At 43.6% G+C, this 18,343-nt stretch carries 14 protein-coding genes, 1 pseudogene and 1 other annotated feature; of the genes and pseudogenes, 13 read left to right on the top strand and 2 right to left on the bottom strand.

Features of this window, described 5'->3' with window-relative positions; translation table 11 throughout:
* The 6 genes from CCU_RS08995 to CCU_RS08970 form a co-directional block, all read left to right on the top strand.
* A partial coding sequence (locus CCU_RS08995) for an ABC transporter permease subunit (protein WP_442852318.1) occupies positions 1-687 on the top strand: 687 nt, incomplete at its 5' end.
* 894 nt (positions 688-1,581) lie between these two features.
* A complete protein-coding gene (locus CCU_RS08990) occupies positions 1,582-3,189 on the top strand; it encodes a response regulator (protein ID WP_015534392.1) in 1,608 nt (535 codons plus the stop codon).
* Between the two features lie 32 nt (positions 3,190-3,221).
* Positions 3,222-5,126, top strand: coding sequence for a cache domain-containing sensor histidine kinase (locus tag CCU_RS08985; RefSeq protein WP_022217416.1), 1,905 nt, complete (start codon positions 3,222-3,224; stop codon positions 5,124-5,126).
* Complete coding sequence (locus CCU_RS08980) at positions 5,113-6,075, top strand: substrate-binding domain-containing protein (protein WP_015534391.1); 963 nt, start codon at positions 5,113-5,115, stop codon at positions 6,073-6,075. Before CCU_RS08985 ends, CCU_RS08980 begins: the two co-directional genes overlap by 14 nt.
* Positions 6,068-7,108 carry a galactose ABC transporter substrate-binding protein gene (locus CCU_RS08975; protein WP_015534390.1) on the top strand — a complete coding sequence of 347 codons (1,041 nt, stop codon included), beginning with the start codon at positions 6,068-6,070 and terminating at the stop codon, positions 7,106-7,108. Before CCU_RS08980 ends, CCU_RS08975 begins: the two co-directional genes overlap by 8 nt.
* A 185-nt stretch (positions 7,109-7,293) precedes the next feature.
* On the top strand, positions 7,294-7,875 hold the full coding sequence (locus tag CCU_RS08970) for a DUF6553 family protein (RefSeq protein WP_015534389.1): 582 nt from the start codon (positions 7,294-7,296) through the stop codon (positions 7,873-7,875).
* 104 nt (positions 7,876-7,979) lie between these two features.
* On the opposite strand, the gene CCU_RS08965 is transcribed toward CCU_RS08970, so the two are convergent.
* Together CCU_RS08965 and CCU_RS08960 are read right to left on the bottom strand one after the other, a co-directional pair.
* Entirely contained in the window at positions 7,980-9,455 is a 1,476-nt protein-coding gene (locus CCU_RS08965) for a PH domain-containing protein (RefSeq protein WP_015534388.1), read from the bottom strand.
* Between the two features lie 21 nt (positions 9,456-9,476).
* A complete protein-coding gene (locus tag CCU_RS08960) occupies positions 9,477-9,872 on the bottom strand; it encodes a GntR family transcriptional regulator (protein WP_015534387.1) in 396 nt (131 codons plus the stop codon).
* 411 nt (positions 9,873-10,283) lie between these two features.
* Between CCU_RS08960 and CCU_RS08955 the strand changes: the two genes are divergently transcribed.
* The 7 genes and pseudogenes from CCU_RS08955 (at position 10,284) to CCU_RS08925 (ending at position 18,332) form a co-directional block, all read left to right on the top strand.
* Positions 10,284-11,144: an Rpn family recombination-promoting nuclease/putative transposase gene (locus tag CCU_RS08955; protein WP_015534386.1), complete on the top strand. Its 861-nt coding sequence runs from the start codon at positions 10,284-10,286 to the stop codon at positions 11,142-11,144.
* Positions 11,145-11,156: 12 nt separating this feature from the next.
* On the top strand, positions 11,157-11,804 hold the full coding sequence (locus CCU_RS08950; protein WP_015534385.1) for an alpha/beta hydrolase-fold protein: 648 nt from the start codon (positions 11,157-11,159) through the stop codon (positions 11,802-11,804).
* Positions 11,805-12,011: 207 nt separating this feature from the next.
* On the top strand, positions 12,012-13,685 hold the full coding sequence (locus CCU_RS08945; RefSeq protein WP_015534384.1) for a hypothetical protein: 1,674 nt from the start codon (positions 12,012-12,014) through the stop codon (positions 13,683-13,685).
* Between the two features lie 137 nt (positions 13,686-13,822).
* Positions 13,823-14,443, top strand: a complete 621-nt coding sequence (locus CCU_RS08940; RefSeq protein ID WP_015534383.1) for a flavin reductase — start codon at positions 13,823-13,825, stop codon at positions 14,441-14,443.
* A gap of 142 nt (positions 14,444-14,585) precedes the next feature.
* Positions 14,586-15,478, top strand: a pseudogene (locus tag CCU_RS08935) (Fic family protein).
* A 16-nt stretch (positions 15,479-15,494) separates the two neighbouring features.
* Complete coding sequence (locus CCU_RS08930) at positions 15,495-16,652, top strand: alpha/beta hydrolase (protein ID WP_015534381.1); 1,158 nt, start codon at positions 15,495-15,497, stop codon at positions 16,650-16,652.
* 47 nt (positions 16,653-16,699) lie between these two features.
* Positions 16,700-16,941 (top strand) — a binding site (T-box leader).
* A gap of 176 nt (positions 16,942-17,117) precedes the next feature.
* Positions 17,118-18,332, top strand: coding sequence for an aminotransferase class I/II-fold pyridoxal phosphate-dependent enzyme (locus CCU_RS08925; RefSeq protein WP_015534380.1), 1,215 nt, complete (start codon positions 17,118-17,120; stop codon positions 18,330-18,332).
* Positions 18,333-18,343: the final 11 nt, after the last annotated feature.

The following is an 18,343-nucleotide window of genomic DNA, read 5'->3' as shown; positions in this document are numbered from 1 at the left end:
GGAAAAGCACTATTTGCACTTGTTGCATGTATTATCCTCACAACAGTATTTTCAAGTATTGCAGGTTTCTTCATGGCGAAGTACAAGATGCATCCGTTCATTTCAACAATGGCGAACATGCTGATCATCTTCGGACTTGTAACATATGCGACAAAGGGTGTTTCGTTTGGTGCTATTGATTCAGCAATACCAAATATGTTCATCCCAACAATAGGAAACTTCCCAACTATTATCATTTGGGCAGTAGTTGCAATCGTAGTAGTATGGTTCATCTGGAACAAGACTACATTTGGTAAGAATCTGTACGCTGTAGGTGGAAACCCAGAGGCAGCAGCAGTTTCAGGTATATCAGTTTTCAAGGTAACACTTGGCGCATTCATCCTTGCCGGTATCCTTTACGGATTCGGATCATGGCTTGAGTGTAACAGAATGGTTGGTTCAGGTAGTGCAGCTTATGGACAGGGCTGGGATATGGACGCCATAGCAGCCTGCGTTGTTGGTGGTGTTTCATTCACAGGTGGTATCGGTAAGATCTCCGGTGTTGTAACTGGTGTTCTTATCTTCACATCACTTACCTACTCACTTACCATTCTTGGTATTGATACAAACCTTCAGTTCATATTCGAAGGTATCATCATCCTTGCCGCTGTAACTCTTGACTGTCTCAAGTATGTACAGAAGAAGTAAGGAACAACAAATTTAACTCTCACAAAACCTTTATATAAAAAGCCGCTCGGATCGTCTACAGGATGGATTGAGCGGTTTTTTTCATAAGGAGGGGCCCGCATAAGCGGGAGGATTCCTTGTGAAGTGCACGAAGTGCACGCATGACGCAAGGCATGTGGATTGGCGGAAGCCTTCTGTGCGGCTGTGCTAACGGAAGCTGTATCTGCCCGGCTGATGATGTCTGCATTTATATACTGTGGCATCACGTTCCCCTTCCCTCACTTCAGCTTGCTTTTATCTGCACACTGCTTTGACCGCGATAAGGGCAATGCGGCCTCCGCAGTGGCAAAAAGCGCTGAAGCTCAGTCGTGTTCACTATCGATGTCGCAGTATATAAATGCAGCCATGCATGCAGCCGGGCAGATACAGCTGTTCGTGGTGGAAGGAGAAGAAATCATCAGTCGCGTCTAGCTATCGATTAGGTGGCATGCATAAAAGTGGCAGGCGCATGCACAGAAGGCTGTGCTGTGGAGATATTTATATATTGTAAAATCTTGGGCGAGTGTTCCGCTTCCTTCGCTCTATTTTCCTGCAAGGGTTATATGTGGGGGGGGGAGTTACAATTTTATCCTACAGCAGCTATTTTGTTGGAGATAGAGAAAATATTCCAGATTACGGGAGGGCAAGATGTTCAGCCGGAAACAAGCTGGATCCTCAGCCGGAAACAAGCTGGATCCTCAGCTGGAAACAGGCAAGGTTTCGAGTCACGGACAGGTGAGAAAAATTTCTTGACGGTATAGATGAAGAAATAATAATAAAAGTACAGATATTCTCTGCGGTATTTGATATAATTACACTGCTGGAAAAGACCGGTGAACCGGGTGGCATTTGATATATAGAAAGGATTTCTGTTAGATGGATAAATACAAGGTTATCCTTGTCGATGACGAGGAAGAGGTTATAGATGTTATAGAGAGAAAGATCCACTGGGATATGCTTGGGTTTGATGTTGTGGGAAGTGCCAACAATGGTGTGAAGGCTCTTGAACTGGTGGAGAAGCAGCAGCCGGATGTGGTCATAACGGACATCAAGATGCCGTATATGGACGGTCTTGAGCTATCTAGACGGCTCAACAATGATTATCAGAATATACACATCATCATATTCACAGGATTTGATGAGTTTGAGTATGCCAAGGAGGCGGTGCACCTTGAGATAGAGGAGTACATGCTCAAGCCTATAAATGCCTTAGAACTCTCGGACTGTCTGAAGAGGGTCAAGAACTCTCTGGACAAGGAGAGGGAGGAAAAACTGAATGTAGAAAAGCTTGCAAATTATTTCAATGCATCTCTGCCTGTTCTTCAGACAAATCTGTTTGTATCCCTGATAGAGGGCAGAGTGAGCGAGTCGGATTATGAGAAATTTCTTGCAGCATACCAGATTGATATGAAGGGACCGCTTTATTGCTGCGCGGTTTTTCATACATCGGAGCATCACGTTCCAGATGGAATGAATCCGCTTCTGTTGTCAATGTCGGTGGAACAGCAGATCAAGGACAGAATTGCTGATACATGGAAATGCAAGGTATTTACATATCTGGGCAACTCAGTGCTCATCATCGAAATAGCCTCAGAGGATGCCATGGCAGAGCTGACGGATGCCTGCGACAGATTCTGCAGATGGGCTTACCGAGTCATGGGTGCCGTGGTGACTGCCGGTATTGGCAGAGTGTGTGACAGTCTCCTGAATATCAATAATTCATATGAGGGTGCCAGGGAAGCGGTATCATACAGGGTCTTATACGGAACCCAGAGGGCTATAAATATTGCTGAGATCGCACCGAAGGAGCAGAAGGCCGCAGTACAGTATGAAGATGCAAATATGCATGAACTTATCAAGTCAATATATCTTGGCAAAAGAGATGCCATTGAGGGAGCGGTACATGATGAGATAGAGAAGCTGCACAGATCTGCACAGACCATGAACAGGTACAAGCTGACGCTCATGGAGATGGTAGGAACGTTCTACAGATTCTGCGCAAATAATTTTATAGATTTTGATAATTTTTCAGGTGGGATCAGCAACCCATACGAGAAGGTTCCTGAGATGGATGAAGTTACCCTCACAGCATGGCTCATAGACACATCGATGGCGATCGGCGAGGAATTGAAAAATGCCAGAAATAACACGTCCAGAAGAATGGTAACGGATGCCCAGAATATGGTAGTTGACAGGTATATGGAGCCCGATCTGTCGCTGGATACGGTGTGCTCAGAGCTTGGTGTGTCCAATTCGTATTTTTCATCAGTGTTCAAGAAGGAGACAGGCAAGTCATTTATCTCGTATCTGACGGATTACAGGATGGATCACGCAGCCAATCTCATACTTGAGACAAATGAGAAGAGCTATAAGATAGCAGAGCAGGTGGGATATCAGGATGCAAATTATTTCAGCTATGTGTTCAAGAAGAGATTTGGAATGTCGCCATCAAAGTACAGAACTGAACATACGGGGAATAAGTAGAGCAGAGAAAGTATAAGGGGAGTAGAATTGTTTTGAAGATTAGAGAGAAAAAGGATGCTCAGGGCAAAATGCAGAAAAATAAATATTCTCTGCGCACGAGGCTGCGAGGCTGGTTTCATCATGGCAGATTTATAGGATTTGACATACAGTCAATAATAATGGCGGTGCTCACAGGACTGACGATAACCACAACTGTTGTTATGGGATTTCTTATTTACAATAGATTCAAGCTTGCGATAAAGCAGACTGCAGTGTCAAATGCAGAAAGCATGATAGAGAGTACTGTGGATAAAGTGGATACAGACCTGGCAGGCATTAGACAGATATCTAATGGAGTGAATTATAACATTATCCAGGAATATGACATCTCCAGTCAGGAGTTCAGCAGACAGTTCAGCCTTTTATATGAGGTGAATGTTGACAAAGTGCAGAGTATGGCGTTGTACGACAATTCCGGGAAGCTTGTTGCTGCGGAGCCGGTTGCAGTGCAGAAGGATAAGGTTAATGTCGAGGAACAGGAATGGTACAAGAATGCATCTGAAGATATAGAGAATATGCACTTTTCTACACCTCATATACAAGATCTGTTTCAAGATGGCGCCAATAGGTATTATTGGGTCATATCCCTCAGCCGTTCTGTTGATATCAATGATGGAGATAAGCCGGTAAACGGCGTGCTTCTGATAGATATGAAGTATTCCGTGATCGAGGAGGCTCTTTCAAGGATCAATGATTCTTCAAGTGAAACTTATTATTATCTGTGCAACCGTGACGGAGATATCATATACCATCCGCGAAGAGCAGAGATAGACAGAGGCTTTTTCACAGAGGAAAGTACAGAGGCAGCGGTATACGATGACGGTACATATGAGATCAAGATGACGGATGGCACAGAAAATGTTGTTGTCAGCAGTATAGCCTACACTGGATGGAAGATCATAGGAGTTGTCCCGGAAAGTGTTCAGACTGCCAGCATCAATCAGTACAGATATTACATCATAACTACGGTTGTAATATTGCTTATGATGCTCTTGTGGGTGAACAGGATCATAACAAAGAAAATCTCAAAGCCTATACTTAAGCTGAATGAATCAGTAAAGTCATATGAGACAGGTGGAACCACGGATATATATATTGGAGGATCTTCCGAGATAAGACATCTGGGATATTCGGTCAAGAAATCCTATGAGCAGATAGAGATTCTGATGCAGGAGATAATCAGACAGCAGAATGAGCGGAGAAAGAGTGAGATGGATGCGCTCCAGAGTCAGATCAATCCGCATTTCCTGTATAATACACTGGAGTCCATAACATGGATGGTGGAGGCGAACAGAAATACAGATGCAGTATTTATGATATCTGAGCTTGCAAAGCTGCTGAGGATAAGTCTGTCAAAGGGCAGAACTGTCATAAGGATAGCGGACGAGATCCAGCACAGCACGAGTTACATGAACATACAGAAGGTAAGATATAAAGAAAGATTTGCTACAGAATTTATCATAGACGAAGAGATAAATGACTATTGTACAGTTAAACTTATCGTGCAGCCGATCCTGGAAAATGCAATATACTATGGTGTGGGCAACATGGATGAGGACGATGGCGGCAAGATAACTGTCCGCGGTGAGAAGAAGGGCGACGACATATACATTTCAGTTGAGGATAATGGTATGGGTATGTCGGAGGATATTGCCCGGAACATCCTTGTGGACAACAATAAGGTGCCAAAGCATGGCTCCGGAGTGGGTGTTATCAATGTTCACTCCAGGATAAAGCTGATGTTTGGCAGCGAATATGGATTAAAGGTTTACAGTGAGCCGGACGAGGGAACAAAGGTTGTCATTCACATTCCAGCCATTCCTTACACGGAGGAGAACAGAGAGAGACTTGAGAGGCAGGATTTTGGAAGGGGGATGGCGACAGATGAAGAAGAGTAAGATAACATTCCTGATCGCGGAGCTGTTTCTGGTGGTTATAGCCGGATTCTTTATACATCAGATATTCCGGGAAAATGTGCCTCAGAAAAGAGTAGCGGTCATACTTTCAAATTCCGGTGATAAGAGGTGGGATGGACTTATAAATGGACTAAAACAATCAGCAAATGTCAATGATGTCCATCTTATCATATGCAACACCGATGATATCGAGTCAGCCCAGGATGAGAAGGAGCTCATAGATGAACAGCTTGAAAATGATGTAGATGCATTCATAATTTGTCCTGCACCGGGCGAGGATACATCGGATATGCTGGGACAGCTTGGCGATGTACCATTTGTACTTATAACCCAGGATGCATACAGTGAAGATGGCGCCTCGGGATTTGTCACGATAAAACCTGATAACTACAAGATAGGATATACCCTTGGAGAACAGATCAGGGCAAATGATGCGGACGGACTCCGTGGCAAAAGCATAGGCATTATAACCGGATATTCCCAGACAGAGGGAAGTGTGAGCGGAAAAGCAGGACTTATGGATGCGATAGAAGGAACCGGATGCGAGGTGAGCTGGGTGTACAGCCGATGTGGCAATCAGAACATATGTGACATTGTGGATATTCTGGGAAAGGTGGACTACATGGTTGTGATGGACACATATGCGATCGATGAGATAGGAGAGAATGCGGATAACGGTATGTACAATGGCGCCCAGATATATGGAATGGGGACCAGCGTAAAATCTGTGGCGCTGCTTGATGCGGGCAAGATAAAGTGCCTTGTTATTCCGGATGGATACGGTGTTGGCTATGCCAGTGTGACAGAGGTAGTAAAGGGTCTGAACAGCAGATTGTATACGATGAAGAGTCGGGAGGAGGGCATAAAGATAATATACAGTGACGATTTGTTCTCCGATGATGTAGAGAGGTTTTTATATTCATATGAGTAGACAGAAACGAAGAAAAATATATGTGCTTTTGCTGGCAGCTGCGATGATAGTCTCGCTTATGGGCTGCGGCAGCAGCAATAAAAAATCAAACAAAACCATGAGAGTCGGGGTGGTCACTTATACAGCAGATGATCCATTCATAAATGCCATGATTGAAAAGGTGAAATCTCAGCTTAAGACTATGGAGACCATAAACATGAATGTGATAGTATCGGTGAGAAGTGGTGATAATGATCAGCGTGAGCAGGATGAGATAGTTGATGAGATGATAGATGCAGGCTGCGATGTGCTGTGTGTAAATCTTGTAGACAGAACCGCACCGGCAAATATTATCAAGTCAGCAAGGCAGAGTAATATACCAGTGATCTTTTTCAACAGAGAGCCGGTGCGTGATGACCTGATGCAGTGGGAAAAGCTCTACTATGTTGGCTGTGACGCAAAAGAATCCGGTGATATGCAGGGTGAGATTGCGGCAAATTATATAAAGAAGCACAGCGAAGTGGATCGCAACGGTGATGGCAAGATACAGTATGTTCTTCTGGAGGGGGAGGCCGGACATCAGGATGCCATAAGCAGAACCGACTGTTCGGTGAAGACCATCATGGATAAGGGAGTGGATCTTGAGAAGCTCAGTTATCAGTTTGCAGACTGGAACAGAGGTCAGGCGGAGAACAGAATGACTCAGCTTATAAGTCAGTATGGCAGTCAGATAGAGCTTGTCATATCCAACAATGATGAGATGGCACTGGGCGCAGTTGAGGCGTACGATAACTCAAGTATAAGCCGGGACAAATGGCCTGTGATCTTTGGAATAGACGGACTTGATGATGCTCTCCAGGCGATAAAGCAGGGAAACATGCAGGGAACAGTTTACAATGACAAGGAGGCCCAGGCGGGAGAGATAGCGCGGTTGGCAGTTGATCTCTTCAAGGGAAACAGCCTTGATGGTCATAATCTTGACGAGGGCAAATATTACGTGTCGCCTTACTGGAAGGTCGATGTTGACAGCGTGGATGATTTCCTGCTCAGATAAGTACAGGAGCGTTAAAATAAGAGCCTGAAATAATGAACTAAAATAGCTGACTAAAGTTACAAACTGATACATGAGTAAACAATCGTGAATTAAAAGCATATATAATTGGAGAAGATCTGTCTGGAAAAATTATCAAGAATTGATGTAGAGATACAGATCCAATTATATATTCGGGAAGGATGCATATGGAAAATAGCTGGATAGAAGAATTTTACGGAGAGACGGATGCAGATAAGAGACTTGAACTGCTGGAAAATAACAGCACGGATATGGATGGTGACAGCGCCGGTTCGTCTACTGTCTTCCGTCAGAGATTGTGGACGGCGAGATATGGCAAGAGAAAGCCGAAGAATGATGCATTTGTGGGTTGCCTTATGGAGCTCAAATACATATCGGAGGGCGGTTCTGTTGACATCGGAGGTCAGAAAAAGAAACAGGCTGTGGAGATTATAAGCAAGCTCTGCCTGTTCGACGCAGACAGAAGAAGTGTCGAGGAACAGGAGATATTGCTATATGAACTCAAGAATGCGTTTCTCAAGTTCATCGAGGTGAGCAGAGGCGGCAGAGGTTTCACATCCATAGCATTTGGTATGGGGCAGCTCTCGGATGAGGGCGTGGCGAAGAAGATCGCAGATCAGATAAGCTCCATAGCATTTGACGCGCCGCACATGCTGCACATGGACAAGGAATTTGCCATACTTCAGAGTGCCGCACTGGCGGCGTTCAGGCAGGAGTATCCTAACAGGGAGCATTTCTTAAGAAAATGATAGCATAGACGGAATGGCTATGTGTGAACAGATCAAAAGACCATCATGTATTTAGTGTTAAAATGCATGATGGTCTTATCTATTGTGCCTGTTTTGGCGTTATCTCATGAATGTATGGATTCGAAGATAGAATAAGTATCATCAGAATCCTTGGTGTTCATAAATATCACTTCATCCCTTGTCTTTATCATGATGATGGGATAACTGTCTGCGTATACATACAGCTCACATTTGCCGTAGGTGCTGCTCTTGAAATGGCCGATCAGGTATTCATCGGTGGCACCTCCGTTTGTGCGAACAAAATCATCGTCTGGCAGTTCATTCAGAAGCTGAACCTCCTCGATGTCATCAAAATATATCTCCGATGAGTATATGGCAGCAGACACTGTGAGTTTGTTGGAGTCAAGATGAGTGTCAATATGCACGTTTATGAATGGCACAAGCACGCCTATCGTCCAGACAATGCAGGCGGTGATAAGGATATATGTAAGTCCTGTAAAAATCTTTGCGCTCCTGGTGGCATAGTTAAATGTATAATTTCCACTTTGCAATCTGTTCTGAACCAGCACATGCGGGTCGGAAGGATTGTAGTAATATCCGGTTTTCCAGTATTCGTCGTCATCCACGTAGAGAGGCTGGGTGTCGGCGGCCAAGAGTTCACGTTTTCTGCTTTGTGCCATGAGGAGAGGTGCAAACAATCCGATGGCAGCAAGAGTCTGGACAAATATATAGACATAGAGTGCGGAGCTGCACAGTGAGACATCTACAAGCGCACCCTTGAAATTTAGGATATCAGAAAGCGAAATTTGCCGGGACTTACTGGCTGATGATATGCAATGAATCAGGGTGTCAATAGTGATATATACCCATGCGACAGCATTTGTTGCCGAAAGAATCAGCATTGCTAGTCCCTTGTATATCTTCATGGTTCTGTTGACGGTCTGGTTGAGCTGGGTATCCGAGCTGTACACAGTTCGCTCGTGCCGGTTTACATATATGTGGAATATCATGGATGTAAGTGACATCAGGACGGAGCAGAGTCCCATTATTATCATTGTGGTTGATATGACCGCACTTTTCCCTATCACAAATGGCACTAGGCAAATGAGCTCTACAAGGATTATTATTCCATGATAATTGAAACTGATCTCACTTTTGCCGATCTGGGTTGACACATTTGTATCAATGTAACGTTTTCTTCTTTGATCAGGGACCACCCAATCATTTTTCATCTTTAGGGCATACATTTTCCTGTGCGCAGAGTTGTTTGCATATGTTATCCAGAAACAGAATGCGATCATCCAGACAGTGTATGCCAGTATGAATATAATGATCTCCCAGAATACGACAAAGCACAGGGCTGTTCCAAGGATGAGATTTATCCAGATAATCCGGTTCATCTTACGTCTGGCGGCAGCAACAATATTCAGGACGGTTTCGTCTTCAATGTGTTCCTTTGGAATGTGGACACCCAGGAGCATTCCTTCGGTATACGAATAATTACTTGTATATACGAACTTCATTATGAGCAGTATGAAGAAGTTCATAAACAGGAATATGATAAATAATGCTATGCTCATATGTTGCTCCTTTCTAGTAATTTAAGTGGATATTTGGATTGGAGAAGACTTCATTTTGGAATATACTTCATCGCACAACTTGAGGAAATCATCCCGGTTCATTCCGGTTATGCTTGCCTCGGCGGACAGAAGTTCCAACTCTGACTCCAGCTTGTCACGGAACTCGGCGTCCATATTGATATTTTCTGATACAAATGCTCCAAGCCTTCTGTCAGTTCTGATATATCCCTCATTTTTTAGTATCTGGTATGTCTTATTCACAGTCATTGTGTTCACGCCGGCATCCGCCGCAAGCTGTCTTACAGTGGGAAGCTTTTCGCCTGGCTGTATCTCGCCTTTGCCGATTCCCTTTACTATCTGATTGCGCAGCTGTACGTATATGGGTGTGTCACTGCTCATGTCAAGCTCTATGATCATGTGGTGGCCCTCCTTCTTGTATTATCTGTATTATAATATATAATACAGATTCCGCAATAAGTCAACTATGAAAAACCGCCGTATAAATAAAAATCATCCGTGAGCAAGTTGATTACCCACAGATGATCATTATATCTTGTGAAATTTTATTTTTGTGTAGCTGATTTTTGCAGTTCCAATAAACGTTCATTTGAAATGGGTTTATCATGTTATGTGTAATTCCGAAATTGATCTTTGCAGTACTTCACTGCGATTATCACAAAATAATTCAAATTAATATGGAGACGGTAGAGGTGTGTTGCCGCTCAGGTTTTGCTATAGTATAATTATAAAAAATATGGCTATAAATTCATGCAACTATCCTCTATTGGTTTCTTTACTTTTCATAGAAACAAGAGGAGGAAGGTTTGTATGGGAGAAAAGGATATAACAGAAAAGATACTGGCAGATTATAATGATGTATTTGCAGATATAGTAAATGTATTGTTGTTCGGTGGAAAAACAATTGTTGATGAGAATATGCTGGAGAGCATAAAGGATAAAAGCCAGTATAAAACAGATGGTGAGATCCATCAGGAAGAGCGCGATGTATCAAAGGTTCTAAAGGGTAAGAATGTACATATAGCGTTTATTGGATTTGAACATCAGACGGATGTAGATTCAAAGGAGGCTCTCCGTGTTATAGCATATGATGGTGCTGCATATAAAAGGCAATTGTTGGTAAAGGGTGGAGAAATATACCCGGTTGTTACAATTGTGCTTTATTTCGGACAAAAAAGATGGATAAAGGGGCGGTCTCTCTACGATATTCTTGATATAACGGATGAATGGAAAACATATGTCAGTGACTATAAAATAAACATTTTTGAGATAGCTTATCTTACACCGGAGCAGGTGAAAATGTTTAAAAGTGACTTTAGGATTGTTGCCGATTATTTTGTGCAAATGCGGATCAACAAAGATTACATACCATCCAAAGAGACTATAAAACATGTTGACGAGGTGTTAAAGCTCATGAGCGTATTGACGCGGGACGAAAGATTTGAACAGGCGCAGGCTAACGGAAATAAAGGAGGTTTAAAAAATATGTGTGAAGTACTTGATAGGGCGGAAGCCAGAGGAGAAGAAAGAGGAATATCTATAGGCGAGGCGCGAGGAGAATTAAAGGGTGCAGTGAGGGCATATTTGGATGTGAAGGTTCCTATAGAAGAGATAGCGAAGAAACTGAACATATCAGTGGAGGAAGTCCAGAAGATAGCCGACACACTATAGGAGATGAAAAACATGCAGGTACACACACTTATATCTTCGGGAAATGGTCCGATCATCCTCTGGGTCATGTACCCACACAGGGGAGATGAACTGGAGCACACAGCGGATTCTATCAGAGAACTGGTGGGAGAAGAACAGTTTACACTTGTTGCGATACAGATAGATGACTGGAACAGGTATCTCTCACCGTGGAGATCGGATGAGGTCGATGGATCATTTGCCGGAGAGGCAGGACGGACACTGGATTATATAGAACAGCAGGTCGTACCGCAGTTGGATATTCAAAGCCAGGCGAACAGACCTCTTTATATCATGGGATATTCGCTTGCCGGGCTTTTTGCACTTTGGGCAATGTACCAGACTGATATATTTGCCGGGTGTGCCACATGTTCAGGTTCAATGTGGTATCCGGGATTTGTGGAATATGTAAACAGCCAGCCAACACTTGCGAATAAACGTATATACATCAGCCTCGGCGGCAAGGAATCGAGAACGTCAGACAGGCTGATGGCAACTGTGGCGGATCGAACAAAGGAGATTTGCGAACTTCTCAAAAAAGACAATGATGTTATATATGAGATAAATCCAGGTGGACATTTTGCCGATTCCGGGAAGAGGCTGGCGAAGGCTGTGAAGTGGATAGAGAAGGCAAAAGGATAACAAAAAGCACAGGAGAACACATATATACAATCGTTCACTGGCAGAACGATACGAGGCATAACATATACCGGATAGATATATATTTTTATCGGAATAGATGATAATATATGGGGCAGACATATGGAGTAGATAGATTAATGGCAGACACGATCCGGTAAGTATATGCAGTGAAAAATCAGACCGTGGTAAGCCGGAAAGAAGGGCAACATGGGTAAACAGACAAAGAAAAAGAAAAGCACAGGAGCGGCAAAGGAGATATTTGCAAAAGCCCCGGGAAGGCTCGGCAAATGGAATGCGATAGCATTTGCAGTGTTTGTTGTGGGAGAGCTCATATATTATTATGCGGCAACGCCGGCGATTAACATACAGAGTACAAGTTTCTGGGTATGGCTTATCATTTCAGCAGCGCTTGTTGGCTTTTGTACGCTTGATTTTACGGTGGAGAGTAATGATACCAGAAGTGTCGCAACGAAGGCGACAAAGCCGGTGGCATGGATAATAGTAATAATGATAGCGGTCGGACTTATCATGGTGGCAGCGTCATCCAAACTGTTTTGTGCATCAAAGTACGCAAGCCTCATCAATATAGAGGATGGAGATTTTCAGACAGATATCCCTGAGAGCAGGCAGATAAATGACATTGCGCTGATGGATACAAGCACAGCGAGGATCATAGGTGAGAGAGCCGTCGGTTCACTCTCGGATGTGGTCAGCCAGTATGAGGTCAGCGGAAATTACAGCACTATAGATTACAATGGCGCGCCGATGAAGGTCGCAGCACTCAACTATGCGGGCTTCATCAAATATATGAACAACAGGAAGAACGGAATCCCGGGTTATGTTCTTGTCGATCCGGTAAAGAATGAGGCACACTATATACAGACTGAAAAGCCTATAGTGTATTCACCTTCAGCGTATTTCAACAAGAACCTGTACAGACATGTCCAGATGGCTTATCCGACATATATATTTGAAGGTTTCTATCTGGAGCTCAATGACGATGGCAATCCATATTACATCTGTCCGGTTCTTGAGTCGCATGCAGGACTCTTCGGTGCAAAGGATGTAAAGGGCGTGGTTATATGCGATCCGTGTACGGGCGATACAGAGTATCATGAAGTCAGTGATGTTCCACACTGGGTGGACCGTGTATATGATGGCGACCTGGTGTGCCAGAAATACGACTGGTACGGCGAACTCTCAGGCGGCTACTGGAACAGCGTATTTGGCAATAAGGGCTGCAAGAGGACTACGGATGATTATGGTTACAAGGTTATGGACGGCGATGTGTGGGTATATACAGGTGTCACATCGGTAAATGGTGACGAGTCCAACATAGGATTTGCTCTGATGAATCTCCGGACAGGAGAGAGCAAATATTATAAGGTGGCAGGTGCAGAGGAATACTCAGCCATGTCATCGGCAGAGGGGCAGGTACAGCATCTTGGTTATAAGGCATCCTTCCCATCACTCATCAATATCAGCGGAATACCAACCTACATCATGGTCTTAAAGGACAACGGTGGCCTGGTAAAGATGTATGCGCTTGTCGATGTGGAGAAGTACAATATTGTAGCTACAGGCACTACCCAGAAGGACGCACTTGCGGCGTACAACAAGCTGCTGGCAGAGAACGGACTTAAGAGTACGCAGAGCATGACGGACGATATACCAAACAGACAGATCACGGTAGCTGATATCAAATATATCAACATGGATGAGACGACATATGTGTATATCACGGATGAAAATGGCAATGTATACAAGCAGGATTTCTCAGAGAACGAGGAACTGATATTTATACAGAGCGGGGATAAAATAAAAGTATTTTATCAGGAATCAGACAACGGCATAAATGACATAATATCTGTTGAGAGATAGATTTATTCACTAAATAAAGGCTCTCCCTGTGATAAACAGGGGGAGCTTTTTGCATGATAATGTGGTATTATAGAAATATCTTATTGAGAATAAATCTATATAACTGATTAATTATGATTAACAAGGAGGTTATTATCATGGATAAAAAGGCGATCTACAGTTTATCATACGGGATTTTCATGTTGTCCACAAAGCTGGGCGACAAGGCAAATGGCTGCATCATCAACACCTGTATACAGGTGGCGAACAATCCAACGCGGGTTGCGATATCGGTTCTCAACACGAATTACACATGTGATCTGCTCAAGGAGAGTGGTGTGTTTGCCCTTAGTGTACTTGACGAGCAGTGTACATTTGACTCGATAAAGCACTTCGGTTTCCAGTCGGGAAGAGACGTGGACAAATTCGAAGGAATAAAGATGCCGGAGGATATCAACGGAATCCCATACATGGGCTGGTATGCCTGCGCGGTCATCAGTGGCAGGGTGGTTGAGCGTCATGACCTTGGAACACACACGTTGTTCATCGCGGAGGTGGTTGATGCGAAGATGCTGTCAGACAAGGCTCCTCTCACATATGCTGATTATCAGGCGCATGTAAAGCCAAAGGCAGACAAGCCTCCTAAGACAGATAAGAAGATAGTGGGATGGCGCTGCAAGATATGTAACTATGTATATGAGGGAAGTGAGCTCCCGGCAGATTATGTATGTCCTCTGTGTGGACACGGAGCAGACGACTTTGAACCTATATATGAGTAATGTAAGATATGCCGTTATCGGCAAGGAATGAACGGTTTCAAATCTTGAAAAAGTTGATTTCTTGCCGGTAACGGCATATACTATCTCTATACAAAACACTGTGCAGATGATAAAAGCCCATTGCGTAAAAGGAGGGATTTTCATGGGTTATATTTCAGTTGCAGAGACTGCAAAAAAATGGAATGTGTCAGAACGAACCGTTAGAAATTACTGCGCTCATGATAAGATTCCTGGGGCTTTTCTGACGGGAAAGACGTGGAATATACCGGATTCTGCGCAGAAACCAATGCGTCAATCTGCGGGAGAAGAGAACCGGGAGCTGCTGACTGTGCTGAGAGAAGAGAAAAAAATGGAATTAAAGGTGGCATTTATCATAAGATACAGGTGGATCTCACTTACAATTCCAATCATATAGAGGGCAGCAGGCTCAGTCATGATCAGACACGGTATATATATGAGACAAATACTATAGGCGTGAGTGATCAGGCGATAAATGTTGACGATATAGTCGAGACGACCAATCATTTCAGGTGTATAGATCTGGTGATCGATGATGCAAAGAACTTATTAAGTGAGAAAATGATAAAGGAATTGCATTTGATTCTCAAGAATGGAACTCAGGACTCACGAAAAGAATGGTTTGCGGTGGGAGATTACAAGAAAGTTCCGAATGAGGTGGGCGGTCATGATACGGCTTTGCCGGAAGAAGTTCCAGAGAAAATGAAAAATCTCCTTGCAAGATACCGCAAGCTCAATGAAAAGACACTAGATGATATTCTGGATTTTCACCATGAATTTGAAAGTATTCATCCGTTTCAAGATGGCAATGGCAGGGTTGGCAGGCTGATATTGTTCAAGGAGTGTCTGAAATATGATATAATTCCATTTATCATAGATGAAGATCTCAAATGGTATTATTATAGAGGACTTTCAGAATGGAATAGAGAAAGAGGATATCTGCGGGATACCTGCCTTACTGCGCAGGATAAGTTTAAAAAGTACCTGGACTATTTCAGGATACAGCACAGAGATTAAAATAATGGAGGAAATTATGGACAGAGAAAGAATGATGAAGAACGTAGCAGAGATATTCAGCCGAGGTGCGGTGGACAAGAATCTTCCGGCATGGGTAAATATGCGTCATGCATGGAAAGCAAATGATGCGGTGAGGGATGAAGGTCTTGAATATCCGGCAAATGTTGTACAGATAAAGAATCTGGATTACAAAAAGGAATTTGATGAGGTTCGTTTCAATGAGCTGATTGAAATATGGAACAAAGGTCAGCATACAAATGACAGTGATAACAGTGTACAGTTACAGAACAAAGAGATCTTGAATGACACAGTTGATTTAACGTATGAGGCTGATGAAACTCCAAAGAGCAGATGTGAAGGATTAGAGAGAAATGTTGTAAGATTTGCCGATTCTGGGGATGCCGCAGACGTGGATTCTGCAAGCTATACATCCAACAGCTACATGGATATCTGTGTTCCTATATCATATATGTCAGATGAAAACAGAAAATATCCGGTGATAGTGAGCGTGCATGGCGGAGGCTGGTTCTATGGTGATAAGGAACTGTACAGCCACTATTGCTGTCTTCTTGCGGAGCACGGGTATGTGGTGGTGAACTTCAACTATAGATTGTCACCGCAGAACAAATATCCTGCTGCTATAGAGGATGTGGCGTATATGGTGAGATACATTCACGAAAATTCCCAGATACTTGGAATAGATATGGATAACTTCTATATGGTCGGTGATTCGGCGGGGGCACAGCTCACGGCAAATTATTGCATCATAGCATCAAACAGTGATTACAGGGAAAAGCTTGATTTCTTCACATATGATCTACTGCCTAAGAAGGTCTGCCTTAACTGTGGTGCATACAATATGGCAGAGAGAAATGACAATGTATCCGCATGGTATCTGAAAAATGCTGTGACTGAGGAACAGTACAAGCTGTTTAAGGATCAGCTTGATTATGTAAATGCTGATTTCCCGGAGGCGTATCTCATGTACAGTGTAAATGATGATCTGTCATCACATACAAAAGTGTTGGATGAGGTGCTGAACAAAGTTGGAATTGCACATATCACAAAAGCGTATGGACAGAACAATCCTGACAGTGGTCATGTATTCCATATGAATATGTACAATCCAGAGGGAATACTCTGTAACGAGGATGAGTGTGCATTTATGAAATAAAAAAACTGTTTGACAACACGACATCAGAATGCTATCCTAAAAATCAGAAAAAGGCAAAGACAGGAAGGAGTACTTAAGTCACTGTCACTTCAGAGAGTAGGCGTTTGGTGCGAGCCTATAGGACACCTTAAGGAAGCAGTCCCCGAGCTGTGACCGCGAAAGATTTCCGGGTAGTGGTCAACGGAAGGTTCCACGTTATAGGAACAACGATAGTGATGGCTGTCGGCTGAGAGCAGGAATAAGTTCCTGAATTTAGGTGGTAACACGGACAAGAAAGTTCGCCCTAAGCATATTATAAGTATGCTTAGGGCTTTTTGCGTTTTCAGGGTGACAAGCTGCTGCGATGCACGAGCTTGCTCGGGAGCATCGGCAGATGCGGAGTAATCTCGAAGAAAACGCAGGTTAAAACCAACAATCAGCAAACACAGACAACAAGGGATCAAGAGATATAAAGGAGTGTGTATCATGAGAAAATTCGAAAAATCATCAAAGCTTGACAATGTGTGTTACGACATAAGAGGTCCTGTTATGGACGAGGCAAACAGAATGGTGGCTGAAGGGGTAAATGTCCTCAAGCTGAACATAGGAAATCCTGCACCGCACGGACTTATGGCGCCTGATGAGGTGGTCAGGGATATGGCATATAATCTCAGAGATACTGAGGGATATTCAGATTCAAAGGGACTTTTTTCTGCAAGAAAGGCAATCATGCAGTACTGCCAGCTGAAGAATATTCCAAATGTAGGAATCGATGACATATACACAGGAAATGGAGTCAGCGAGCTTATTACCATGTCCATGCAGGGGCTGCTGGATTCTGGTGATGAGATACTTGTCCCAATGCCAGACTATCCATTGTGGACAGCATCTGTCAACCTGGCAGGAGGAACAGCGGTTCATTATCTCTGCGATGAGCAGTCCAACTGGTATCCGGATATAGAAGATATCAAGAAGAAGATAACCTCAAGAACAAAAGGAATCGTAGTCATCAACCCTAACAACCCTACAGGAGCTCTCTATCCAAAGGAGGTTCTTGAGCAGATAGTTCAGGTTGCAAGGGAGAATGAGCTTATCCTTTTTGCTGATGAGATATATGACAGACTTGTCATGGACGATAAGGAGCATGTAGCTCTTGCATCTCTGGCACCAGATCTTTTCACCATAAGCTTTAACGGACTGAGCAAGTCCCACCGAGTTGCAGGTTACAGAGTTGGCTGGATGTGTCTGTGTGGAAACAAGAGCAATGTGAAGGGATACATAGAGGGACTTAACCTCCTGTCATCCATGAGACTTTGCTCGAATGTTCCTGCTCAGAGTATAGTTCAGACCTGTCTTGGAGGCTACCAGAGTGCAGATGAGCTGCTCTTGCCGGGAGGAAGGATCTATGATCAGAGGGAGTATATATACAAAGCACTCTGCGATATACCGGGAATAAGTGTGGTTAAGCCGGAGGCAGCGTTCTACATATTCCCGAAACTTGACAAGGAGAAGTTCAACATCACAAATGATGAACAGTTCGCTCTTGATCTTCTGAGAGATAAGCACATCCTCGTCACATGCGGAACGGGATTTAACTGGAAGGATCCGGATCACTTCAGGATAGTATATCTTCCAAATATGGAGATACTCAAGGAGGCAACCGCAAAGCTGGCTGATTTCCTGAGTTATTATCACCAGTAAAATATCAGGCA

Origin of the sequence: Coprococcus sp. ART55/1 (assembly GCF_000210595.1) — a bacterium.
Lineage (GTDB): Bacteria > Bacillota > Clostridia > Lachnospirales > Lachnospiraceae > Coprococcus > Coprococcus aceti.
Note: the sequence above shows the minus strand (reverse complement) of the source record. Positions and strands in the feature narration are given on the sequence as shown.

Coding starts and splice junctions, on each gene's coding strand:
- CCU_RS08925 (WP_015534380.1), top strand. CDS start 17,118: ATGAGAAAATTCGAAAAATCATCAAAGCTTGACAATGTGTGTTACGAC.
- CCU_RS08945 (WP_015534384.1), top strand. CDS start 12,012: ATGGGTAAACAGACAAAGAAAAAGAAAAGCACAGGAGCGGCAAAGGAG.
- CCU_RS08975 (WP_015534390.1), top strand. CDS start 6,068: ATGAGTAGACAGAAACGAAGAAAAATATATGTGCTTTTGCTGGCAGCT.
- CCU_RS08965 (WP_015534388.1), bottom strand. CDS start 9,455: ATGAGCATAGCATTATTTATCATATTCCTGTTTATGAACTTCTTCATA.
- CCU_RS08960 (WP_015534387.1), bottom strand. CDS start 9,872: ATGATCATAGAGCTTGACATGAGCAGTGACACACCCATATACGTACAG.
- CCU_RS08980 (WP_015534391.1), top strand. CDS start 5,113: ATGAAGAAGAGTAAGATAACATTCCTGATCGCGGAGCTGTTTCTGGTG.
- CCU_RS08990 (WP_015534392.1), top strand. CDS start 1,582: ATGGATAAATACAAGGTTATCCTTGTCGATGACGAGGAAGAGGTTATA.
- CCU_RS08940 (WP_015534383.1), top strand. CDS start 13,823: ATGGATAAAAAGGCGATCTACAGTTTATCATACGGGATTTTCATGTTG.
- CCU_RS08950 (WP_015534385.1), top strand. CDS start 11,157: ATGCAGGTACACACACTTATATCTTCGGGAAATGGTCCGATCATCCTC.
- CCU_RS08930 (WP_015534381.1), top strand. CDS start 15,495: ATGGACAGAGAAAGAATGATGAAGAACGTAGCAGAGATATTCAGCCGA.
- CCU_RS08955 (WP_015534386.1), top strand. CDS start 10,284: ATGGGAGAAAAGGATATAACAGAAAAGATACTGGCAGATTATAATGAT.
- CCU_RS08970 (WP_015534389.1), top strand. CDS start 7,294: ATGGAAAATAGCTGGATAGAAGAATTTTACGGAGAGACGGATGCAGAT.